The organism is Candidatus Poriferisodalis sp., from assembly GCF_965237655.1.
Classification (GTDB): Bacteria; Actinomycetota; Acidimicrobiia; order Acidimicrobiales; family Poriferisodalaceae; genus Poriferisodalis.
This window is the reverse complement of the sequence record NZ_CBDEGB010000001.1, coordinates 95,898-117,963: the sequence shown is the minus strand read 5'-3', so window position 1 is coordinate 117,963 and position 22,066 is coordinate 95,898. Positions and strand designations below refer to the sequence as shown.

19 protein-coding genes are annotated in these 22,066 nt (G+C 65.5%); 14 read left to right on the top strand and 5 right to left on the bottom strand.

What is annotated here, in order from left to right:
* Positions 1 to 39: 39 nt before the first annotated feature.
* The 4 genes from argJ (at position 40) to sucD (ending at position 5,839) form a co-directional block, all read left to right on the top strand.
* Positions 40 to 1,248 (top strand): bifunctional glutamate N-acetyltransferase/amino-acid acetyltransferase ArgJ, encoded by a 1,209-nt coding sequence (argJ, locus tag ACPXYO_RS00525; protein WP_423915808.1) that lies wholly within the window; start codon positions 40 to 42, stop codon positions 1,246 to 1,248.
* Between the two features lie 69 nt (positions 1,249 to 1,317).
* Complete coding sequence (locus ACPXYO_RS00520) at positions 1,318 to 3,681, top strand: ATP-dependent helicase (protein ID WP_423915807.1); 2,364 nt, start codon at positions 1,318 to 1,320, stop codon at positions 3,679 to 3,681.
* 111 nt (positions 3,682 to 3,792) lie between these two features.
* Positions 3,793 to 4,941, top strand: a complete 1,149-nt coding sequence (gene sucC, locus ACPXYO_RS00515; protein WP_423915805.1) for an ADP-forming succinate--CoA ligase subunit beta — start codon at positions 3,793 to 3,795, stop codon at positions 4,939 to 4,941.
* 13 nt (positions 4,942 to 4,954) lie between these two features.
* A complete protein-coding gene (gene sucD / locus ACPXYO_RS00510; RefSeq protein WP_423915803.1) occupies positions 4,955 to 5,839 on the top strand; it encodes a succinate--CoA ligase subunit alpha in 885 nt (294 codons plus the stop codon).
* Positions 5,840 to 5,981: 142 nt separating this feature from the next.
* Here sucD and ACPXYO_RS00505 read toward each other — a convergent pair whose 3' ends face one another.
* Positions 5,982 to 7,187 carry a glycosyltransferase family 4 protein gene (locus tag ACPXYO_RS00505; protein WP_423915801.1) on the bottom strand — a complete coding sequence of 402 codons (1,206 nt, stop codon included), beginning with the start codon at positions 7,185 to 7,187 and terminating at the stop codon, positions 5,982 to 5,984.
* A gap of 95 nt (positions 7,188 to 7,282) precedes the next feature.
* Positions 7,283 to 7,621: a hypothetical protein gene (locus ACPXYO_RS00500; protein ID WP_423915799.1), complete on the bottom strand. Its 339-nt coding sequence runs from the start codon at positions 7,619 to 7,621 to the stop codon at positions 7,283 to 7,285.
* Between the two features lie 127 nt (positions 7,622 to 7,748).
* On the opposite strand from ACPXYO_RS00500, the gene ACPXYO_RS00495 reads away from it, so the two are divergent.
* Positions 7,749 to 8,735, top strand: a complete 987-nt coding sequence (locus tag ACPXYO_RS00495; RefSeq protein ID WP_423915797.1) for a lysylphosphatidylglycerol synthase transmembrane domain-containing protein — start codon at positions 7,749 to 7,751, stop codon at positions 8,733 to 8,735.
* 33 nt (positions 8,736 to 8,768) lie between these two features.
* Positions 8,769 to 10,028, top strand: coding sequence for a geranylgeranyl reductase family protein (locus tag ACPXYO_RS00490; RefSeq protein WP_423915796.1), 1,260 nt, complete (start codon positions 8,769 to 8,771; stop codon positions 10,026 to 10,028).
* Here ACPXYO_RS00490 and ACPXYO_RS00485 read toward each other — a convergent pair.
* A complete protein-coding gene (locus ACPXYO_RS00485) occupies positions 10,021 to 10,326 on the bottom strand; it encodes a hypothetical protein (protein ID WP_423915794.1) in 306 nt (101 codons plus the stop codon). The two genes, ACPXYO_RS00490 and ACPXYO_RS00485, sit on opposite strands and share 8 nt — an antisense overlap.
* A gap of 86 nt (positions 10,327 to 10,412) precedes the next feature.
* Between ACPXYO_RS00485 and ACPXYO_RS00480 the strand changes: the two genes are divergently transcribed.
* The 3 genes from ACPXYO_RS00480 to ACPXYO_RS00470 all read left to right on the top strand — a co-directional run bounded on the left by ACPXYO_RS00480 (position 10,413) and on the right by ACPXYO_RS00470 (position 12,748).
* Positions 10,413 to 10,682: a hypothetical protein gene (locus ACPXYO_RS00480; RefSeq protein WP_423915793.1), complete on the top strand. Its 270-nt coding sequence runs from the start codon at positions 10,413 to 10,415 to the stop codon at positions 10,680 to 10,682.
* 83 nt (positions 10,683 to 10,765) lie between these two features.
* Entirely contained in the window at positions 10,766 to 11,611 is an 846-nt protein-coding gene (locus tag ACPXYO_RS00475) for a bifunctional 5,10-methylenetetrahydrofolate dehydrogenase/5,10-methenyltetrahydrofolate cyclohydrolase (RefSeq protein ID WP_423915791.1), read from the top strand.
* A gap of 132 nt (positions 11,612 to 11,743) precedes the next feature.
* The gene (locus tag ACPXYO_RS00470) at positions 11,744 to 12,748 is read left to right on the top strand and encodes a malate dehydrogenase (protein ID WP_423915789.1); all 1,005 of its coding nucleotides are present in this window, start codon (positions 11,744 to 11,746) and stop codon (positions 12,746 to 12,748) included.
* Between the two features lie 18 nt (positions 12,749 to 12,766).
* On the opposite strand, the gene ACPXYO_RS00465 is transcribed toward ACPXYO_RS00470, so the two are convergent.
* Both ACPXYO_RS00465 and ACPXYO_RS00460 read right to left on the bottom strand, forming a co-directional pair.
* The gene (locus ACPXYO_RS00465; protein ID WP_423915787.1) at positions 12,767 to 13,168 is read right to left on the bottom strand and encodes a type II toxin-antitoxin system VapC family toxin; all 402 of its coding nucleotides are present in this window, start codon (positions 13,166 to 13,168) and stop codon (positions 12,767 to 12,769) included.
* Positions 13,153 to 13,398, bottom strand: coding sequence for a FitA-like ribbon-helix-helix domain-containing protein (locus ACPXYO_RS00460; RefSeq protein WP_423915785.1), 246 nt, complete (start codon positions 13,396 to 13,398; stop codon positions 13,153 to 13,155). Before ACPXYO_RS00460 ends, ACPXYO_RS00465 begins: the two co-directional genes overlap by 16 nt.
* A 437-nt stretch (positions 13,399 to 13,835) precedes the next feature.
* On the opposite strand from ACPXYO_RS00460, the gene ACPXYO_RS00455 reads away from it, so the two are divergent.
* The 5 genes from ACPXYO_RS00455 to ACPXYO_RS00435 all read left to right on the top strand — a co-directional run bounded on the left by ACPXYO_RS00455 (position 13,836) and on the right by ACPXYO_RS00435 (position 21,992).
* Positions 13,836 to 17,117, top strand: coding sequence for a bifunctional proline dehydrogenase/L-glutamate gamma-semialdehyde dehydrogenase (locus tag ACPXYO_RS00455; protein WP_423915783.1), 3,282 nt, complete (start codon positions 13,836 to 13,838; stop codon positions 17,115 to 17,117).
* A 115-nt stretch (positions 17,118 to 17,232) separates the two neighbouring features.
* Positions 17,233 to 18,366 carry an NAD(P)/FAD-dependent oxidoreductase gene (locus tag ACPXYO_RS00450; RefSeq protein WP_423915782.1) on the top strand — a complete coding sequence of 378 codons (1,134 nt, stop codon included), beginning with the start codon at positions 17,233 to 17,235 and terminating at the stop codon, positions 18,364 to 18,366.
* A gap of 117 nt (positions 18,367 to 18,483) precedes the next feature.
* Positions 18,484 to 19,260 (top strand): aspartate/glutamate racemase family protein, encoded by a 777-nt coding sequence (locus ACPXYO_RS00445; RefSeq protein WP_423915780.1) that lies wholly within the window; start codon positions 18,484 to 18,486, stop codon positions 19,258 to 19,260.
* 93 nt (positions 19,261 to 19,353) lie between these two features.
* The gene (locus ACPXYO_RS00440; protein ID WP_423915779.1) at positions 19,354 to 20,421 is read left to right on the top strand and encodes a DUF917 domain-containing protein; all 1,068 of its coding nucleotides are present in this window, start codon (positions 19,354 to 19,356) and stop codon (positions 20,419 to 20,421) included.
* Positions 20,418 to 21,992: a hydantoinase/oxoprolinase N-terminal domain-containing protein gene (locus ACPXYO_RS00435; RefSeq protein ID WP_423915777.1), complete on the top strand. Its 1,575-nt coding sequence runs from the start codon at positions 20,418 to 20,420 to the stop codon at positions 21,990 to 21,992. Before ACPXYO_RS00440 ends, ACPXYO_RS00435 begins: the two co-directional genes overlap by 4 nt.
* Positions 21,993 to 22,066 lie beyond the last annotated feature (74 nt).

Here is a 22,066-nt window from a genome sequence, read left to right as displayed (position 1 = left end):
GCGGGCAGGCCGTGGAGATGCGTGCAACGAGGGTTCAACATGGTGTCTGCAGAGCTTCCGGATCCGGGCGCGACGGTCGACTTGCCGGCCGGGTTCGGCTGCCATGTCGGCAACATGGGCATGAAAGACGACACCGACGATGTGATGGTCTTGGCGGCTGATGGGGTGGCCGCTGCGGCGGGTGTGTTCACCAAGAGCCTGTTTGCCGGTGCCAGCGTGCGCCTCAGCCAGGCCAACGTCGCCGACGGGCGGTCGCAGGCGGTCGTGGTGGTGTCGAAGAACTCCAACGTGGCGACCGGAGAGCAGGGCGAGCGAGACGCAGCGAATCTGGCGCGGCGCGTTGCCGAACTCGTGGGCTGCCAGCCCGACCAGGTGCTGGTGGGTTCCACGGGTCTCATCGGCGTGCACTACCCCGAAGGCAAGGTTGATGTCTACTTCGACCATCTGGTTGCAGCGCGGGAGGGGGCACTGACGTCGCAGGACGCCACTGCGGCAGCCACGGCGATCATGACCACCGACACACATCCCAAGACCGCCAGCGCATCGGCTGGTGCTGCCACCGTGATCGGCATCGCCAAGGGCTCAGGCATGATCGAGCCCGACATGGCCACGATGATCTCGGTGATAACCACCGATGCCGAGATAGCCCCGGACCGGCTTGACGCCATGCTGCGCCGCGTGTGCGACGTGACGTTCAACGCGCTCAGCGTGGACACCGACACGTCCACCAGCGACATGGTGGTGATGCTGGCGAACGGTGCAGCCGGAGCGGTCGACGAGGCCGAACTGGAGTCTGCCCTCGGTGCCGTCAGTTTGGATCTGACCCGTCAGCTCGCCTTTGACGGCGAGGGCGCCGAGACACTCATCGTGGTGACCGTGAACGAAGCCCGTGACGACCCGCAGGCCAAGCGGGTCGCCAAGGCCATCGTGAACTCGCCGCTGGTGAAGACCGCTGTGCATGGCCGCGATCCCAACTGGGGCCGGGTCGCGATGGCTGTCGGCAAGTGCAGCGACGAGACCGACATCCACCAGGACAATGTGGTGATCCGCTTCGGCAACCAGGAGGTGTATCCCACGCCCGCAACTCCCGAGGCGCTCGCCGAACTCGAGGCCTACCTGGCGTCCGACGAAGTGCTGATCTCGGTGGACCTGGGCATCCAGACGTCGGACGTGGGCGGGTCGTTCACGGTCTACGGCTGTGATCTCACCGACCAGTACGTCCGCATCAACGCCGACTACACAACGTGAAGCGACCCGCATGAGCCAACCTGCGCCGAACCCTGCTTACGGGCGCCACGCGAACCGCGGTTGCCAGCCATGAGCGCAGACGACGACCCGATCCTGGCTCCGCTGAATGCCGGCCAGCGGGCCGCTGTTCTGCACGGCGACGGCCCGGCGCTCGTAGTAGCCGGGGCTGGGTCGGGCAAGACCCGGGTGTTGAGCCACCGCATCGCGTACCTGTTGGCACACCGTCACCTCAGCCCGCTCGGCCTGCTGGCGATCACCTTCACCAACAAGGCGGCGGGGGAGATGCGCGAGCGCATCGGCGGTCTCGTCGGCCAGGTGGCGCACCGGATGTGGATCTCCACGTTCCACAGCGCCTGCGCCCGGATCCTGCGCAGCCATGCCGACGTGCTCGGCTACCCCGCCACGTTCAGCATCTACGACCAGGCTGACTCGCGGCGGCTCACTCGCTACGTGGTACGCGACCTCGATCTGGACCCCAAGCGCTTCAACGAACGCGCTGTTCATGCAGCCATCTCCACCTTGAAGAACCGCCTCATCACCCCGCCGCAGGCAGCTGAGCTGGCCGAGGCCCCCGATGGCGGCGGACCGTTTGCTCGCGACGTGGCCCGGATCTATTCCGAGTACCAGAAGCGAATGCGGCGCGCCGGTGCCATGGACTTCGACGATCTGCTGATGCTCGGTGTGGAACTGCTCGGCGCTCATGACGACGTGGCCGAGCACTACCGGCAGCGCTTCGAGCACATCCTCGTCGACGAGTACCAGGACACGAACCTGGCGCAGGTGCGGCTGATCGGGCTGCTCAGCGGCCCCCTGCAGAATGTCTTCGTCGTCGGCGATTCCGACCAGTCGATCTACGCGTTCCGGGGCGCGGACATCACCAACATCTTGGAGTTCGGCGCCACCTTCAGCGACAGCTCGACCTACGTGCTGGATCAGAACTACCGTTCGAGCCAGGTGATCTTGGACGCCGCTAACGCGGTCATCCGCAACAACCTGGGACGGCCGACCAAGAACCTGTGGACCGATCAATCCGGCGGGGCGAGGCCGATTCGGTACCGCGGCACCGACGAGGCGGATGAAGCCCGGTACGTCTGCAGCGAGCTGAGACGCCTGCACAGCGAAGGTCAGATCGACTGGAGCGACGCAGCGGTCTTCTACCGATCCAACGCGCAGTCGCGGGTGATCGAAGAAGAGCTGGTCGCCAACGACGTTCCGTACCAGATCATCGGCGGCACCCGGTTCTACGACCGGCGAGAGATCAAGGACGCGCTGGCGTTCCTGCGGGCGGCCGTCAACCCATCCGACGAGGTGTCGCTCAAGCGGGTCGTGAACCTGCCTGCACGTGGCATCGGCGACCGCACCATCGCCAAGCTGGACGATGCGGCGGCGCGGGGCGGCACGTCGTTGGCAGAAGTCATCGACCGGTTCGAATCGCTCGGCGTGCGAGGCACTGCCCGCAACGGCTTGCTCCGGTTCCGCGAGCTGATGGGCCGGGCCGTCGCCCGCATCCCCGACGGCCCGGCTGCCGTGCTCGAAGTGGCGCTGACCGAATCGGGCTATGTGCAGGCGCTGACCGATGAAGGCACCATCGAGGCCGAAGGGCGGCTGGAGCATCTCGAAGAGCTCGCAGGTGCCGCCGCAGAGTTCGAGTCGTGCGACGAGTTCTTGGAGCAGGTGTCACTGGTCAGCGATGTCGATGAGATGAGCGACGCCTCACAGGTGGCCCTGATGACCTTGCATTCCGCCAAGGGACTCGAGTTCGACGTCGTGTTCGTCACCGGCATGGAGGACGGCGTCTTCCCGCACCACCGTTCGATGACCGACCCCTACGAGCTGGAAGAGGAGCGCCGGCTGGCCTACGTCGGCATCACCCGGGCCCGCGAGCAGCTGTACCTCACCCACTCGTGGAGCCGGATGCTGCATGGCCAAACCAGCTACAACCCGCCCAGTCGCTTCCTCGCCGAGATACCGCCCGACTTGATTGACGACCGCTCGGACGACACGCAGCGTCTCGGCAGCTCGTGGCGGCCCGTCACGAGCGACTGGGGCGCCAATCGCCGTGCCAGCGAGCCCACCGAACACAGCCAGCTCGACGAAGCCGAACTGGCCGCCCAACGCCAGCAGCGGACCGACCCTGCCCGCCGCGATGACAGCACCTCGAAGGGCCGCGAGTCTCGGCGGGAAGAGGCTCGCCGCCGGGTTGCTGCCCGGATGGGGGAGCCCAGGCCGGCACCGTCGGAAGGGCTCGACTACGGCGTGGGCGACGACGTCCTGCACGCCAAGTTTGGAGCCGGCGTCGTCCAAGAGGTGCGGCCCGACGGCGACGACTGGGAGGTCACCGTCCACTTCGCCGACGCCGGCACCAAGACCCTCGTCGCCAGCTTCGCCAACCTGCGCCGCCAGCACACCAGCGGCCCGGCACAGACGAACTAGCTGCGGAGGCGGCAGGGAACTCTGCGAGGTTGGAACCTGCTGGATTCCCGGAGCAGAGGGCCCTGCCTCCTCCGCAGCGGGCGACAAGCCTCCCCTCCTATGCTCCCCGCCGTGGATCTCTTCGAGTATCAGGGCAAGCAGTTCTTCAAGAGCTATGACATGCCGGTATCCGACGGCGAAGTTGCCTTCAGCGTCGACGAAGCAGTAGCCGCTGCGCAGCGCCTGGGTACGCCGGTGATGGTCAAGGCACAGGTGCACACCGGCGGGCGCGGCAAGGCGGGCGGCGTCAAGTTCGCCGCCACCGTCGACGATGTGCGAACCCATGCCGGCAACATCCTGGGGCTCGACATCAACGGCCACATCGTGCGGCGGCTGTGGATCGAACAGGCGTCCGACATCTCCGAGGAGTACTACGCCAGCTTCACGCTGGATCGCTCGGCCAAGAAGCACCTCGGGATGCTGTCCGCCGAGGGCGGCGTGGAGATCGAGACCGTTGCGGCCGAGAACCCCGACGCCATCAGCAAGGTGTTGGTGGATCCTGCCGAGGGACTCACCGCGCAGGCCGCTCGGGCCTGGGTCGAGGGTGCCAACCTCAACCCGGTCGCCACCGATCAGGCCGTCGAGATCCTGCAAAAGCTCTACACGGCCTACACCGAAGGCGACGCCGACCTCGTCGAGATCAACCCGCTCATCCTCACGCCCGACAACCGGGTCCACGTCCTGGACGCCAAGGTCACGCTGGATGCGAACGCAGTGTTCCGCCATCCGGACTATGCCCAGTACGACGAGACGCAGCCGCGTGACGAACGCGAGGAAGCCGCGCACGCCAAGGGCCTGCAGTACGTCGGCCTGGCCGGAAGCGTCGGCGTCATCGCCAACGGCGCCGGACTGGCAATGAGCACCGTCGACGTCGTGAACCAGGTGGGCGGGCGCCCCGCCAACTTCCTGGACATCGGCGGCGGTGCGAATGCTCAGGTGATGGCCAACGCACTCGAGGTGATCAACAACGACCCCGACGTGCGAGCCATCTTCATCAACATCTTCGGCGGCATCACCCGTGGCGAGGAAGTGGCCAACGGGATCATCGGGGCACTCGAGGCCGTTGAGATCGAGGCGCCGATCGTGCTGCGCCTCGACGGCACCAACGCCGCAGAGGGTCGCGAGATCCTCGCCCCCTATCTCAACCAGAAGCTGATGATGGAACCGACCATGCTCGACGCTGCCCGTCGAGCCGTCGCGCTGGCCGCGGCTGCGAGCTGAACGGGAGCTTCAGATGAGCATCTTCGTCGACAAAGACACCAAGGTCGTCTACCAGGGCCTCACGGGCTCCCAAGGGCGCTACTACGGCATGCTGAACCGCGACTACGGCACGAACGTCGTGGCGGGTACCAATCCTCGCAAGGCCGGCACCGACGTCGAAGGTGTGCCGGTGTTCGCCAACTGCACCGAAGCGGTCGCAGCGACCGGCGCTAATGCCTCGTGCATCTTCATTCCCGCTCCTCGCGTACTCGATGCCGTGCTCGATGCCGCCGAGGCAGGCATCAGCTTCGTCGCTTGCATCACTGAGGGCGTTCCGGCACACGACGAGGCCCGCTTCTTCAACATGCTGCGGCGCGACTACCCCCACGTCCGGCTGCTGGGGCCGAACTGTCCCGGGATCATCACGCCCGGGGAGTGCAACATCGGCATCACCGCGGGGCATATCGCCAAGGCGGGCGGCCCGGTCGGGATCGTGAGCCGCTCGGGCACGCTGACCTACCAGGCGCTGTACGAGCTGCAGCAAAAGGACATCGGCGTCACCACCTGCGTGGGCATCGGCGGCGACCCCGTGCCGGGCACCTCGTTCATCGACTGCCTCGAAGCATTTGAGGCCGATCCTGAAACCAAGGCCGTCATGATGATCGGCGAGATCGGCGGCTCGGCCGAGGAAGAAGCCGCCGAGTTCATCAAGCACAACATGACCAAGCCGGTGTCGAGCTACATCGCCGGTGTGACTGCTCCGCCGGGGAAGAAGATGGGGCACGCTGGCGCCATCGTCTCGGGGGGCAAGGGGACTGCTGCGGCGAAGATGGATGCTTTGCGCGATGCCGGCGTTCGGGTTGGGCTCAATCCGACTGAGGCTGGCGAGTTGATGGAGGAGATCGTCGCCGAGCTGTAGCGCACCGTCTCCGGGTGCAGCGCGAGCGCTTCCCGGGGCCAGCGGGACCGCCCCCCTGCGCAGGGAGATCCAGCAGGTCCCAACAGCGCAGGCTGGCGGCCCCGCCGACCCCTTGCGGTCCCGGTTCTTTGGCTTTCGTCTTCTACTTCTGACTCAGCGTGGCGTAGAGATCCAGCAGGGTTGCAGCGTGTGCTTGTGGGCTGAACGGTGCCAGCTCGTCCTGGCTCGCGGTTGAGAGACCGGGGTCTGACTGCATTGCTTGGGTCAAGGCAGCGGACAGTGCTTTGGGGTCGCCGGGGGCGACGAGGTGGCCGTTTGTTCCATCGGCAATGAAGTTGGGTGCGGCCCCGACTGCGGTTGCCACGACGGGGCGTCCTGCGGCGAGCGCTTCGGCGACCACCATGCCGAAGCCCTCGCGGCGGCTTGGCACGCACACCAGGCGGGCTCGCTGATACCACTGGCCGACCTCGCTGGGGGCCACCGCGCCGACGAACTGGACTGTCACACTGCGTCGCAGAGCCAACGCTTCGAGCAGAGTCCGGTCGGGGCCGTCACCGACAATGACGACTTCGGGCCGTTCGGCGGTCGGCATCAGCGCCACGGCCTCGATCAGCACGTCCAAGCCCTTTTCTGCCATCAGGCGGCCAACAGCGACTATGGGGCCGTCGGTGGGCGGCAGCGTGGGCGATCCGAGTCGCTCGGTCCTGACGGGCATGGACACCACTTGAAGCAGCGGCCCGGTTCTGCGGCCCCCTAGTTCGGTACTGGGCGGTGGGTGCGGTCCGTGGGATCGCTGCACCAGCGATTCTGCCCAGCTGCGCAGATCTTCTGAGACGGTGACTACGGCGCTGGCCCGGCGCAGCACCCGGCGAGCCAGCCATCGGTGCACTGCGTTGGTGGTGACCGCGGCGTCGGAGCCGTGTACATGCACCACGCTGACGGCTCGCCGACCAGCTGCGGCGGCAGCGACGGCAACGAGACCGCAAGGGAACCACCAATGGCCGTGAATCACTGCATCCCCGGCCTTCGAGCGACGGCGGGCCTGGCGCGCGGTGGCCAGGGTGAGCCTGGCGATCATTGGGATGACCCACAGTGCCGACAAGCCGGAGAAGACGCGGTAGCTCTCGCCGAGTGCCACCCGGGCCTGGACTCGGGAAGGAGCGAACCGAACCCGGCGCACCTCGATGCCACCCACGTCGTGGCGACGTGGTGCATCGGGATGAGCCGGGCACACCACGGTCACGTCGGCTCCCGCAGCGGCGAGTGCTTGCGCGTGGTGGGCCAGGAAGGGCTTGTGGTGATCGTTGAGCGAAGTCGGGAACCCGGGGGTCACCAGTACGACTCTCACCGTCCCAGTCTCGCAAAGTTCCTGCTGGCCCGGCGGCGTGGTGCCTGGAGGCGCTGTCAATACCGTGTGACCCGTGAGCGCGAGCGACTGAGACCTCAGTTCGCAATTCCCGCGTTGGGGATCATGAATGCCCACCAAACGAGCTGCACTGGCAGCGACGCCAGCCCGGCATAGCGCACGGCGCGGACGCGCAGGCTCCACCCGATCGCGACGATCGCTGCCATAGAAATCAGCGCGACGGACCAAGCGGCGATCGGGTTCGGCGGGTGCGGATCGTCCCAATCCCCAATGAGGCCCATCCACACCACTGCAGACGACCACCACCACACGAAAGCGCTCCAGAGCGCCCACGCGGAGAGCCTGCCGAACTTCGACCACCCGCCGAGTTCCTGAGGCGGCACGTTCGCAGGTGGTGCTGCAGGCAGGGGACGCACATGATCAGTCTCGCGGCGAAGCGTTCGTCGGTTGCGTCATGCTCTAGCGGGTGACCTCTCGAGGCCTCAGTACGCTCAGCGGGATGCTGGTGGGGGGCCATGCGGATGGCCTTGAGGGCCCACCGTCGTGAACGATCGGACCGGACCCAAGGCGCAGCGGACAGTTGGCACGGCCGTGCGGTGGGCGCTCGGGCTGGCGACCGCTGCAGTGATTGTCTGGCTGGCCGTCCGGAACTGGGACGACCTTCGCCAGATCGACCTGAGCGTCGAGGCCGGCTGGCTGATCGGGGCGATCGCCGCGTCATTCGCGGCGACGCTGCTGCTGGCGACCGGGTGGCGCGAGCTGATCGGCGGCTACGGCACATCGCTGGCGTGCCAGCCCGCGCTTCGCATCTGGATGCTGTCCCAAGCCACCCGCTACCTGCCCACTGGCCTGGTCCCCATTGCAGCCCGTGCCTCCCTGGCTGCCCCGTTGGGTGTCAACCGGGCGGCCGCGGGGGCCTCAGTTGTGGTCGAGACCGCCACCCTCGTCGGCTGGGCCGCCGTATTCGCGGCGCTGTGGGCCCCGAGCGACTGGCTGGGCACAGCCGGCGGCTGGCTTGTGCGCATCGTGATCGGAGCCGGCGCAGCAGTCGGCCTGGCGACGCTGCCGTGGACGCTCGCGGGTGCCAGCACGTGGTGGCGGCGCGTCGACCGGTTCATGCGCCGTGTCGTGCTCCTGCGACCGATCGCTGACCGCATCCCTCCCGACGCGCTCAGCGCGCAACCGTCGACGGTCTGGCAGGCGACGTTGATGTACGGCTCCTCGGTGGCGCTGCGGCTCGTGGCAACGGTGCTGCTGGCCCTTGCCGTGGTCGGAGCCGGTACCGGCGATGTCTGGCTAGTCGCCGGCGCAACGGCAGCCGGCGTGCTCGTTGGCATGGTCGGCATCACGCCGGCGGGACTTGGCGTGCGGGAAGTCGTCGTGGCGGCGATGCTGGCCGACCGCTTCGGCATCGGCGACGCGGCCGCGTTCGCCATCGCCGTGCGAGTGTTGGAATTCGCCCATGAGCTCGTGTTGCTGCCCATCGCCGCCGCGGCGGGCCGAGCGAGTCCGCCAGAAGCTCCCCGTTGAGCGATCCGGCGTCTGGGTCGGCAGGCTGTAGCGGTGCCGCACCGGGACATGATCGTGATCGGGGCTGGTCCCGCCGGTGCGGCGGCGGCCATGCGTGCCGCGGGCGCCGGTATCAAGGTGACTGCGTTCGAGAAGGCACCGCCGGGTCGCGACAAGGTCTGCGGCGACGGCCTGACGCCCCGTGCGGTCGCAGCGCTCGACGAGCTCGGCGTTTCGCTGGACGAAGCGCATCGCATTGCGGGGCTGCGGATGATCGCCGGGCGGCGTGTGCGCGAGCTGGACTGGCCCGCGAACGGGCAGTTCGGCCCGTACGGCGCCGTATGGCCCCGGCGCCGTCTCGACAGCGCTCTGTGTGAAGGCGCCGCTGCGGCAGGTGCCGAGCTGTGCTTCGGCACCGAGGCGCTGCCGATCGTCGAGGACGGCCGTGCGGTGGGGGTCACCGCCGGGGGGGAGCGCTGGACCGCCGATCTCGTCGTGCTCGCTGCCGGTGCTCAAGGCCAGGCCGCCCGCATGCTCGGCGCGCTGCGCGACCCCGCCGAGCCGTTCGGTCTCGCCATCCGCACCTACGCCGAGACGCCCCGCCACGCCGACGAATACCTCGAAGCGTGCCTGACGCTGCGTGACTCCGACGGCACCGCGGTGCCCGGCTACGGCTGGCTGTTCCCAGCCGGCGACGGCACGGTCAACATCGGCGTCGGTGCGCTCAACACCATGAAGGGCTTCGCGAAGCTCAACCTGAACCGGCTCTGCGACAGCTACCGCGACCTGGTGGCCGACAGCTGGCAGCTCGGCCCGTACCTGGAACGCCCACGTGCCTGGCGACTGCCGATGAGCGCCACGAAGCGGCACGGCCCCGGCTGGGTGGCCATCGGCGACGCGGCTGGGCTGATCAACCCGATGAACGGCGAGGGCATCGACTATGGCCTCGAGACCGGCATCCTCGCCGCCGACCTGTTCACAGTCGACCCGGCAGCGGTTGCCGACACCTACGACCGCATTGTCGCCGAGAAGTTCGACGCGTTCCTGCGCACGGGCCGACGATTCTCGTTCCTCATCGGGCACCCGCGCATCCTGCGAACCGGTCTGCGTCTCGCGGTCGGCACCGATGCGATCGCCCGCCTCACCCTGCAGGTGATGGGCAACCTCATCGACAACGAAACCCCCGGCACCGCAGGCCGGGTACTGGCCGCCGCCGACCGAGCGCTAGCGGCAGCGTCGCCTGCGCTGCGTCGCCTCCACAAGCGCCGCACCGCCCGCAACCGCAGCACTCAGTCACCGATGGTGATCAAGTAGCCCGCCGGTCCAATACAAGCAGCTCTCCGTCCATTCGTACCTCCTTAGGATCGGGCCTGCCGGAGGCCGCCATCTCGCCGTCGGGGGTGACAAATCGATGCGCTACGGCCACTCGCAGACCCGCTTCGTAATACCCGACGAGTTCACTCACCGTGCCCGGCGGTTGACGAGATGCAGGTCCAGCTTGAGCGCTTGACAGCACCAGTTCCTGGAGTTCACCGCGCTCAGCCCGCGGCAGGACGATTGCGTTGAAGACTGCTCGCAGTTCAGCTGCCGAAGTGAATCGTCTGCTGTCCAAAGGCAGCAGACTGCCTCAGCGATCCCGTTACATCGGAAAGAATTTTCGATCAAGACCGGCGACAGCCGGCACGTACAATCCTGCTCATGCCCCGGGCTGTCGTGAATTCGACCAAGCAGTCGTCGTCGCTGCATAGGTCCGACGTCGGCATCATCGAGACATGGCTCACGACGAGGCAAGCGTCGGTATACAAGTTGCAGGCCGAGCTGTTGGAGGCGCTTGACACGACGGGAGGCTCGTCGACGTTGGCTGTTGAAACCCTGCGGATGGTTGCAGAAGCCACATCGGCAGGATGGACCGAGGCAGAAGTGCGTTCTTCGGCGACAGAGCTGCTGGCACGTCATCACCGAAGCTGAGCCAGAGACCGTTCTCTGACCCAGAGTCAAATAGCGCCACCTGAGGCCCGTGCGTTTGCTGGCGTGCCACTACTGTTCACGCCGTGACGGCGGTGCTCTTGGACGGTCAGGCGCTGGCCGATGAGATCAAGGACAGCTTGCAAGCCAGGATCACTGCCCAGCGATTGGAACCCGGGCTCGGCACAATCTTGGTAGGTAACGACCCGGCGTCGCAAAGCTACGTCGGCGCCAAGATCCGCGACTGTGCTGAGGTCGGTATTGACTCGGTGCACGAGCACCTCCCGGCCGACGTCACCCGAGCCGAGCTCAACGCTGTCATCGAACAATTCAACGCCGACCCGATGGTGCACGCCTACATCGTGCAGCTGCCCCTCCCGCGCCACCTCGACGAGGAAGCGGCGCTGCTCGCCATCGATCCCGACAAAGACGCCGACGGCCTGCATCCGGTGAACCTGGGCAGGCTGGTGATGGGCGCCGACGGTCCGCTGCCGTGCACGCCCCGTGGCATCCAGGTGCTGCTCGAGCACTACGGCGTGCAGATAGAGGGACGCCACGTGGTGGTCGTGGGCCGAGGCCTCACCATCGGACGCCCGATGGCGCTGCTCCTGGCGCTCAAGCGCCCGAACGCCAACGCGGCCGTCACCGTCGTGCATACAGGGGTGGCCGATCTCGGCGCCTACACCCGCCAGGCCGACATCATCGTTGCGGCGGCCGGCGTGCCCGGCCTCATCACGCCCGACATGGTGAAGCCGGGTGCGGCGGTGGTCGGCGGCGGGATTTCGCGCGAGGGCCGCCGGATCCTCTCTGACGTGGACGAATCGGTCGGTGAGGTCGCTGGCTGGGTGACTCCTCGTCTCGGCGGCGTCGGTCCGATGACACGGGCGATGCTGCTCGTCAACACGGTCGACGCAGCGGCTGAGATCGGCTGAGACACGTCGGCACCCAGCTCGCTGGTGCTGCAAATGAGAAGCCGATGTGACGCGGGTGCGGTTGCCACGCTGCTGCGCTAGAAACGCCCGCAGCCCGGACGGGTTCCCGGTTTGCCGACCCAGGAGAGTGCAGTGAACGATCCAGCCGTCAAGAATCCAGTCCGGGTTGCCGTGACAGGAGCTGCGGGCCAGATCGGCTACAGCCTGCTGTTCCGGATCGCCTCGGGAGCGATGCTCGGCCCCGACCAGCCGGTTGAGCTGCGGATGCTGGAGATCCCGCCCGCGATGGGTGCGCTCGACGGCGTGATGATGGAGCTCGACGACTGCGCCTTCCCGCTGCTGGCCGTGCGCAAGGGCACCTCAGACCCGAACGAGGCGTTCGAGGGCGCCGACTACGCGCTGCTGGTGGGCTCGATGCCTCGCAAGGCGGGCATGGAGCGCAGCGACCTGCTCCAAGCCAACGGCGGCATCTTCACCGTGCAGGGAAAGGCGCTCAGCGACGCTGCGAACCCGAGCGTGCGGGTGTTGGTGGTGGGCAACCCTGCCAACACCAACTGCCTGATCGCCATGCGCAACGCGCTCAGCATTGCCGACGGGCAGTTCACGGCCATGACCCGCCTCGATCACAACCGGGCCATAGCACAGCTGGCCGGCAAGGCCGGCATGTCCGTCAACGACGTGACCCGCATGACGATCTGGGGGAACCACTCCGCCACGCAGTACCCGGACATCTTCCACGCCGAGGTGGGCGGTCACAATGCAGCGGCGCTGGTCGACGACCAGGCGTGGCTGGAGGACGACTTCATCCCGACGGTGCAGCAGCGCGGCGCGGCCATCATCAATGCCCGTGGCGCATCGTCGGCTGCCTCGGCAGCGTCTGCCGCCGTGGATCACATGCGCGACTGGGCGTCGGACACGCCCGGCGGCGACTGGGTGTCGATGGCCATCCCGTCCACCGGCGACTACGGCGCTCCCGACGGGATCATCACGTCGTACCCGGTAACGGTGTCAGCCGGCCAGTACCACGTGGTGACCGGACTCGAGCTCGACACCTTTAGCCGGGCCCGCATCGAGGCCACCTGGGCGGAGCTTGTCGAAGAGCGCGACACCGTCGCCGGAATGGGCCTCCTGGGCTGATCTCGCCCGCCCCACCGTTCACGTCAACGAGACGTAGTGAACGGCAATTCCAAGGTTCGGTGCCCGGGCTAGTTTGCCGTCCGCGGTAAGCAGCGGCGCATCGACAGCTTCGGCTGTGGCCACATACATGGCCTCGTACGCGCTGACGTTGTGCCTGTGCCTCCACGCCGAGCGCGCGAGAAACCGATGCGAAATGCGGTTGATGGGCCAGACGGCGAGATCGTCGAGCAGCCTCTCGGCCTGCTCTGGTGCGAGGGCTTGCCTATTGACGTGCCTGCGGAACGTCGACATGACCTCTGCATCGAGAATCTCGGGAGCGTCGATGTGTGCCACGTTGAGCGTGTCGGCGAGCGTCAGCCCGACGGGAGACCGGAGCAGGTACTCCACTGCCGCAGACGCGTCGACTACGAATCGCGCCACGCGAGTTCCTCGTCGCGTTCACGGCGCACTTCAGCGAGCACTTCCGCGGCGCTGATTCCGATGTCGATTTCTGGGCGCGACTTCCAACGCTCGAGCCACTCAGATTGCTCGAGTTCGTGCTCGATAGCCCGGAGCACAACTGCGCTCATCGAGCAGTTCTGCCGCTCGGCATGTCGCCGCAGACGTTCATGGAGTTCGTGCGACATGTTCCGCACCTGAAGATTCGCCATTGCATGAAACTAGCATGAAACCATCATGCATACTGCTTGAATATGGTGCGGCGATCGAATCAGGAAAGTCACTGAAATTCACCTAGAAAAGATGACACACTCGACGGCGCCGCACCTCATCGATTTCTGCTCTCAAGAACGAGCCGCGGCGCTGGGACTCGCGCGTCATGGGCAGATCGCGCTCCTGCAACGATCTGAGGTTGCGATGTGCCCATCGAATGCCATGCCTGCGGCCACATACATTCGCTGATCAACCTGTCGAGCACTCTCGGCGGAAGGATGTGCGTGAGGGGGCTCACCCAGAACGACATCTGTGGAGTCGTTCTCGGAAATCACCCAGGCGAGGAACTGATGGAATTGGAGCTGGGAATGTCATTCGCGCACGTTGCCTCGGTTGCCAACTCCTTCTGCCCCTAACGGGAGGGACCGGTCGGTCAATGGCGAGAAACACTGGTGGTGCAGGTTCTCTCTCGGACGAGGCTGTTGAGCGCGTCGTGCTATGGCTTGAAGCGGCTGATCGCAGCATCTCTCGGCGGGACCGAGCCACGGTCAATCGTCTGGCCGAGGTCGTGACCGATGAAACGGCCACCGCTTTCGCGATGCGATTCGTCGACCGGGTCATGCGGCCAGAGAACGCAGCGGTCGCCGCCGATCAACTGGTATCGCTTGTGCAAGAGGCGTCGCTGCCGGCGTTCTTGTCGCCACTTGACCGAACTCTGCTTCGAGCCGGTGCGTGGCTAGGCTCGCGGTTGCCTCGCCAGGTGATGCCGATCGCCCAGCGCAGGATGAGGGCGCTAGTAGGGCACCTCGTTGTTGACTCCGATCCCGCTCGGCTGGCGGCTCATCTTCGTGCTCGGTCTGCAGAAGGCTTTGCGCTGAACGTGAACATGCTCGGCGAGGCTGTCCTCGGCGACGCCGAAGCCAGCCGACGACACCGGGAGGTGCTCGACACTCTGACGCTGCCTGACGTGGACTATGTGTCGGTCAAGGTGTCATCGGTTGTTTCTCAGCTCAATCCTTGGGACTTCGACGGCTCCCTCTCCCGAGTATCCGATGCTCTGCGCCCGCTGGTCAGAGCCGCCCGCATGACGCGTCCCGCGACGTTCGTGAACTTCGACATGGAGGAGTATCGCGACTTGGAACTCACGACGAATGCCTTCACGACGCTGCTTGATGAACCTGAGTTCGCGGACATTGACGCGGGGGTCGCGCTGCAGGCCTATCTCCCGGACTCGTTCGACACGTTGAGGTACCTCGTCGACTGGCACAACCGAAAGGTCGCCTTGGGCGACCGGCACGGCACCATCAAGATCCGTTTGGTGAAGGGCGCGAATCTTGCGATGGAACGCGTCGAAGCGGCCATCCACGGTTGGGTTCAAGCGCCCTACGCCACGAAGGCCGAGACCGACGCCAACTACAAGCGCTGCCTCGATTGGGCTCTTACCGAAGATCGCACGGCGTCGGTGCGGTTCGGCCTGGCCAGCCACAATCTCTTCGACATGGCATGGACCGACCTGCTTGCCGGCCAGCGCGGGGTCCGTCACCGGGTGGAGTTCGAAATGCTCGAGGGCATGGCGCCGACTCAGGCCGGACTGCTTCGCCGCGAAGGCCGAGGTGTGCTGCTCTACACCCCGGCAGTCGCCGAGAACGACATTGACGTTGCTATCAGCTATCTCTTCCGGCGCCTTGAGGAGAATTCATCCGACGAGAACTTCATCCATCATCTGTTCGGCCTACAACCTCGTACCGCTGCGTTTGATTCTGAAGAGCGCAAGTTTCGAACGGCCGTTGCGGAGCGCTGGGCGGTCGACCGTGTACCTCGTCGCCAGCAGAATCGCCGTCACCGAGTCGCTTTCGTCGATCCGAGACGGGGTTTCTTCAACGAACCAGACACCGATCCGGCGTTGCCGGCCAATCGAGCTTGGGCCAATGAACTTCTGAGCCTGGACTGGAACGGCCCCACTGCAACCGTCACCCGCGAGACGGCGATTGTCGACAGGGCCGTCAACGCGGCCGCGGCCGCGCAGCCGGCCTGGATCGGCAGGCCAGCACGAGAACGCCGTGACCTGCTGTGGCGCGTGGCCGACGAATTGAACCGAAAGAGGGGTGAGTTGGTGGCCGCCATGATCCGCGAGGGCCACAAGACGATTGCCGAGGCAGATCCGGAGGTGTCCGAGGCAATCGACTTTGCTCGCTGGTATGGAGAGCGGGCTTGCGAATTGGATGGCTGCGAGCAGTCCCGCTTCCAGCCATTTGGAACCATATTGGTCGTGCCGCCGTGGAATTTCCCGGTGGCCATTCCCTCTGGCGGAGTGTTCGCTGCGCTTGCGGCAGGCAACGCGGCCATCCTCAAACCTGCACCCGAGACACCCCGCTGCGCTGAGATTGTGGTGCAGTGCTGTCGGGCCGCCGATCTGCCAGAGGGACTGGTCGGATTCATCCGGACTCTCGACGACAAAGTTGGGCGCCATTTGGTCAGCCACCCACTCATCGACGCCGTCATCCTCACTGGTGCATACGACACAGCAAGGATGTTCCGTTCGTGGAAGCCCGACCTGCGGCTGTTTGCAGAGACCTCAGGCAAGAACGCCATGGTGATAACGCCCAACGCCGACGTCGACTTGGCGGTTCGAGACTTGGTGTCATCGGCCTTCGGGCACTCCGGTCAGAAGTGCTCGGCTGCCAGCTTGGCGATCTGCGTGGGAGACGCCTACACATCCCCTCGTCTCCGCCGCCAACTCGTCGACGCTGTTACGAGCCTCGCGGTCGGCCCCAGCACCCACGTGGCCACAACCTTGGGCCCGATCGTTTGCCATCCCGATCCCAAACTGCTCCGGGGACTCACACAGCTTGACGACGGCGAGGAGTGGCTCGTCGAACCCCGCCAGATCGGTGATCAACTGTGGTCACCCGGAGTGCGGATTGGCGTCCAGCCCGATTCGTGGTTTGCTCGTACGGAGTGCTTCGGCCCAGTCTTGGGTCTGATGCAGGCCGAGTCGCTCGACCACGCCATCCGTATTCAGAACTCGAGCGCCTATGGACTCACTGGAGGAATCCACACGCTCGATCCCGGCGAGATCCGTGGCTGGACCGACACCGTCGAAGTCGGTAACGCTTATGTCAACCGTGCCATCACTGGTGCCATTGTGTGTCGGCAGCCGTTCGGGGGCTGGAAGCAATCCTCGGTTGGCCCTGGTGCGAAGGCCGGAGGGCCGAACTATGTATCCCGGCTCGGAACGTGGCATCCCGTCGAGACCGGCCTCAGCGACAGCGCATGGTTGGAGGCGGCCCGCGCCAGCGACGAGGTTGAGTGGCATGCAGAGTTTGGCGTCGAGCACGACCCATCAGGATTGTTCTGCGAGACCAACGTGTTCCGCTACCGGGCCCTGCCGTCCATGGCGCTGCGCGTGGAAGTTGACGCTGCCCCCAGGGACATCGAACGCGTACGGGCGGCGGCCGGTCGATGCGGCGTACACGTGCTCGAGTCGCACGCCGTCGAGGAGTCGGGTGAAGAGCTTGCGGCCCGACTTCGCTCACTTGGCGTGCAGCGCATGCGGCTGTTGGGAACATGCGGCGTTGAGCTGAGAGAGGCTGCCACCAACGCCGGCGTACATATTTGCGATGACCCAGTCATCGCCGATGGCCGCATTGAGTTGCTCCACTATCTCCGCGAGCAAGTCGTCAGCCAAACTGCACATCGCTACGGCAATGTCGTGTAGATGCCATCGACATCCGTTGGCGGGTTTGCAGAGCAGATCGCTTTCACTGGTGGCCCCAGAAGGCACAGGTTTCTGGGAGCCTTTGCTGGAGGGGTTCGGAGAATCTGCGTGAGCCATGGCCGCTGACTCGTCTCTCTCATTCGATGTGGTGGTTGTGGGCGGAGGCATTGCTGGCGTGTCCGCCGCGTTTGCTCTGGCGCGGCGCGGCCAGCAGGTCGCCGTCGTCGAGCGCGAGGCCACCTTGACTGCCCATAGCACTGGTCGATCTGCTGCGCAGTTCTTGGCCTCCTACGGCGAGCCGGCGAACAGGTTGCTGAGCGCTGAGTCGCGGGACTTTCTGGATTCGAATGCCGATGGGTTTGCCGACAGCGCCGTGTTGCTGCCGCGCAATGTTCTGTGGGTGGCGCCCGTTGGCTTTGAGGATCATCTCGACGAGCGGGTCGAGGCCAACCAGACCACAGCAACCGGTTGCGAGCTTCTCGACGTAGCGCAGGCGATTGAGGTCTGCGGCGCGCTCGACCCGGATTGGCTCGCCGGGGGCGTCATCGAATATGGCGGCTTCGACATTGACGTTGCCAGCCTCCACCAGGCCTTCGTACGGGGCGCACGTGCTCACGGTGCGACGATCTTGCGGCAGCACCGCGTCTGCGGGCTTGTTCGAGAGGGCAATGGATGGCGGATCGAGACGCACAACGCCGTGCTGAGTTGCGGTGTCGTGGTGAATGCTGCAGGCGCATGGGCCGACGAAGTCGCTTCCTTGGCCGGCGCGGACGCGGTGGGCATGCGGCCGCTTCGCCGCACGATTTTTACCTTCCCGACCAGTCATGACGCCGATGATTGGCCGCTGGTGATCGCCGCCAATGAGACCTTCTACTTCAAGCCGGAAGGTCCGGGCCAGATACTGGGGTCGCCGGCCGATGAGCAACTCGATAGCCCATGCGACGCGCGGCCACGCGAACTCGACGTTGCCGCGGGCATTGAGGCCATCAATCAGGCGACCCGGCTGGGAATCCGCTCCGTTCGCTCGACCTGGGCCGGCCTGCGGACGTTCGCACCCGATCGCATCCCGGTCGTCGGGTTCGACCGCAACGTCGAAGGCTTCTTCTGGTGCGCCGGCCAGGGCGGCACCGGAATTCAGACGTCCCCAGCCATCGCGTCATTGACAGCCGATGTGATCGGCGGAGATACGCCCGCCGATGGTGTTGGAGAACTTGCCATTGAACTCAGTCCTGCTCGGTTCTCTAGTTGATCAGTGCGCTTTGCACACATACTCTATGGAGACTGAGCTGATTGCCCATGATCTATCTACGGCGTCTCCAAATAATGTGAATCTCTCAGTCCGCGGGACACGTAAGGGAGACAGCGGATGGCCCGGATTCTGTGGATCAACCCAGTCGGTACTGACGCCTACGACGCTCCAATTGGAGCAGAGCTGCGGCGCGAGGCCTCAGCGACCACTCGAGTCGACGTGTGCTCTCTGCCTGGTGCCGGCCCCCAGCACTTGGAATGGAACGCTCTAGAGGCGGTCGTGGCCGGACCAACGATGGGCGTTGTGCGCTGGGCCGCCGAGCAAAGGGGCTATGACGCCGCAGTGGTCGGTTGCTTCTACGACCCCTTCTTGCGCGGAGCTCGGGAGCTGGCAGGCCCGATGGCCGTCACCGCTCCCGCCGAAGCCTGCCTCCACATAGCGGCCACCGTCGGCGAACGAGTCGCCATTCTTGTCGGCCGCCGAAAGTGGATCCCCGAGATGCGCGAGAACGTCGTCAAGTACGGATACGGCGACCATCTGGCGGCGTTCAGGGTGCTGGAGATGGGCGTTGACGAGTTCCAAGCCGATGCAGAAGCAACCCAGCAGCGCATCTTGGATGAAGCGGAGCGCGCCGTGCACGTCGACGGTGCCGATTCGGTCGTATTGGGTTGCACCATCGAGTTCGGCTTCTACCGCGAAGTGCAGGAGAAGATCGGCGTGCCAGTCATTGATGCCATCACTGCTCCTTTGCGGTACGCAGAGTTTCTCGCAGCGTTGGGGGCTGATCACGGTTGGCGTACCAGTCGAGTAGGCGGCTACGAATCAGTGCCGGCCCGCGAACTCGAGTGGATTCCGATGGTGGAACCCGTGCTCGACTTCGACCCTCGGCCTTGACCGCAGACCTGTCCCCTCAGTTGCGTTCGACATCGTGACCGTTGCCGAAGGTTTGCTGCCGGGGCCAAAGAACATCGACCTGACGGAGACGCAATGGAAACGTTGACAGCCGACGACATCGAGGCGCTCTGTCTGGGCGCCACCCTGCTGGGCACTGGAGGCGGCGGAGACCCTTACATTGCCAAGCTCGTCGCCCATCAGGCCCTTGAAACGTACGGGCCGGTCAAAGTGGTAAATGCCGCTGACCTGCCGCCCGAAGCACTGGTGCTGACCACAGCGGTAATTGGCGCTCCCACGGTGATCTTGGAGAAAATTCCTGCCGGGACCGAGTACGTAGCCGGCGTCAAGGCGCTCGCTTCGTACCTCGGTAAGGAGCCCGCTGCGATCATGCCTATCGAAGTCGGTGGTTGCAACACCTTGCTGCCGATCGCGACTGCCGCAGAGATGAGCCTTCCCATCGTGAACGCCGATTCGATGCGCCGGGCATTCCCGCAGATCGAGATGACGGTGTTCACACTCGCTGGCTTGCCGGCTGGCCCGTTGTCCGTTGCAGACGAGAAGGGAAATCAGTGCGTATTTGAGACGACTACCAACCATGTGGCCGAGACACTGGCCCGAACAGCGGTCATCCAGCTGGGATTGGCGAATTCCATTAGCTGTTATCCCCTCACGGCCGCGCAGGTCGCACAGCACGCCATTCAAGGTTCGCTGACGTACTGCATGGAGGTGGGGCGTTTGCTGCAAGACGTGAAGGACGGCAACAACGGCGCGTGGGAACGGTTCCTCAGTGAGTCCGGGTCCCGAGAGTTCTTCACCGGAAAGGTGATGGACCTCGACAGGCGAACCACCGACGGCTTCGCCCGGTCCACCGTGATCCTTGAGGACCTCGACGGACACGATGCCACGATGCGCATTGAGGTACAGAACGAAAACCTCATCGCATTCCTAGACGGCGAGCCCACTATCACGACCCCCAACCTCATCTGTTTGCTCGACTGCGAGACCTTCGAACCCATCACCACCGAAGCGCTGGCCTACGGGAATCGTGTGCTGGTGATCGGCATGCCTTGCGCACCGGAGTGGCATCAGGAGGGGATGCTCGACCTCGTCGGACCAAGGGCGTTCGGATACGACATCGACTTTGTGGAGCTGTCGGCATGAGCACAGACGAGGAGTTCCGCATCGGTATCGATGTTGGGGGCACGAACACTGACGCAGTGGTCATCGACAGCGCCGGCAACGTAGTCAAAGCAGTCAAAGTCGCCACCACCTCCGAACCCATCGACGGCATCCGCGAATCGCTCGACCGCGTGCTGTCGGAGGTGAACAAGCTGTTGGTCACCAAGGCGATGCTCGGCACGACCCACCCGACTAACGCCATCATCCAGCGTCGAGGGCTCGACACGGTGGGCGTGTTGCGTCTGGCGGCGCCTTCGTCGCTCGGCGTGCGACCGGGCGCCGCTTGGCCCAACGACATCCGAGCCACGGTGATCGGTCTTTCCGCCATCATCGAGGGAGGCAACGAGTACACCGGAGCGGAAATAGCTCCACTCGACACCGATGCAGCCCGCCGCTTCTCGGTGGACGCCACCGCGGCGGGATGCAATGCGATCGCTGTATCGGCTGCGTTCAGCCCGGCCAGCAGCGAACACGAGTTACGAGCTGGCGACATTCTCAGCTCCGAGCTCGGGCCAGACTTTCCGGTGTCCCTGAGTCATCAAGTGGGTTCGCTGGGATTGCTGGAACGCGAGAACGCCACGATCCTCAATGCGGCACTGCTGAGCGTGGCGTCCAGCGTGGTGAACGGATTCGAGGATGCCCTCGCCGCCCACGACCTCGCTGTGGACGCCTACCTCACCCAGAACGACGGAACGCTCCTCACCGCGGTCGAGGCCGGGCGCTTCCCCGTGCTCACCCTCGGGTCGGGACCAACCAATTCAATGCGGGGAGCGTGCGCGCTGGCCGGGGTGAACGATGCTGTCGTCATCGACGTCGGCGGCACTTCAGCCGACGCAGGCATTCTGGTGGACGGATTTCCACGCGAGTCGACTGCAGCGGTCGAGGTGGGCGGTGTGCGAACCAACTTCCGCATGCCGGACCTGATCTCCATCGGTCTAGGCGGCGGCACCGTGGTGCGCGACGCTCGGGCAGGCAACGGATCCGTCCTCGCGATCGGCCCAGACTCGGTGGGCTATGCCGTGGCCAAGGAGGCTCTCTGTGCAGGAGGCGGAACGTTGACGCTCTCGGATGTGTCGCTGGCGTCAGGACGCTTCGAAGGCTTCGGCGACCCGGCCTTGGTTGCGCACCTGGACGCCAGACTCGTGCGTGACGCTTTGAAGTGGGTGGACGAGCAAGTGTCGACCATGAGCGATCGCATGAAGTCGAACCGGGCCGAGATACCCCTCTTGGCGGTGGGTGGAGGTGCTCACCTCATCGCCGAGCAGGTGCAAGGCATATCCGAGGTTCTGCGCCCCGAGAGCTATTCGGTGGCGAATGCGTACGGGGCCGGAATCGCCGAGGCCTCCGGAACCGTCGACCGCGTCTACAGCTATGACCGGACGGGCCGGGAGGCGTGCCTCGACGACGCCAAGGAATTGGCGGCACATGCCGCGGTGCGGTCCGGCGCTCATCCCGACCGCATACGCATCACCACGGTTACGGAGGTGCCGATGACGTACGTGCCCGGTGGCGGATGTCGGGTCATGGTGAAGGCTGTCGGCCCTCTTGCTTGAGATGCGCATGCGTATAGCCGACGCCTCGTGCTCCGGTTGGGGTCAAGCAGAGTGACATCCGCCGATGCTGAGCG

Bases quoted from the DNA above. Each gene is read 5' to 3' on its own strand.
- argJ (WP_423915808.1), top strand. From the start codon at position 40: ATGGTGTCTGCAGAGCTTCCGGATCCGGGCGCGACGGTCGACTTGCCG.
- ACPXYO_RS00520 (WP_423915807.1), top strand. From the start codon at position 1,318: ATGAGCGCAGACGACGACCCGATCCTGGCTCCGCTGAATGCCGGCCAG.
- sucD (WP_423915803.1), top strand. From the start codon at position 4,955: ATGAGCATCTTCGTCGACAAAGACACCAAGGTCGTCTACCAGGGCCTC.
- ACPXYO_RS00480 (WP_423915793.1), top strand. From the start codon at position 10,413: ATGCCCCGGGCTGTCGTGAATTCGACCAAGCAGTCGTCGTCGCTGCAT.
- ACPXYO_RS00460 (WP_423915785.1), bottom strand. From the start codon at position 13,398: ATGGCGAATCTTCAGGTGCGGAACATGTCGCACGAACTCCATGAACGT.
- ACPXYO_RS00455 (WP_423915783.1), top strand. From the start codon at position 13,836: ATGGCGAGAAACACTGGTGGTGCAGGTTCTCTCTCGGACGAGGCTGTT.
- ACPXYO_RS00450 (WP_423915782.1), top strand. From the start codon at position 17,233: ATGGCCGCTGACTCGTCTCTCTCATTCGATGTGGTGGTTGTGGGCGGA.
- ACPXYO_RS00445 (WP_423915780.1), top strand. From the start codon at position 18,484: ATGGCCCGGATTCTGTGGATCAACCCAGTCGGTACTGACGCCTACGAC.
- ACPXYO_RS00440 (WP_423915779.1), top strand. From the start codon at position 19,354: ATGGAAACGTTGACAGCCGACGACATCGAGGCGCTCTGTCTGGGCGCC.
- ACPXYO_RS00435 (WP_423915777.1), top strand. From the start codon at position 20,418: ATGAGCACAGACGAGGAGTTCCGCATCGGTATCGATGTTGGGGGCACG.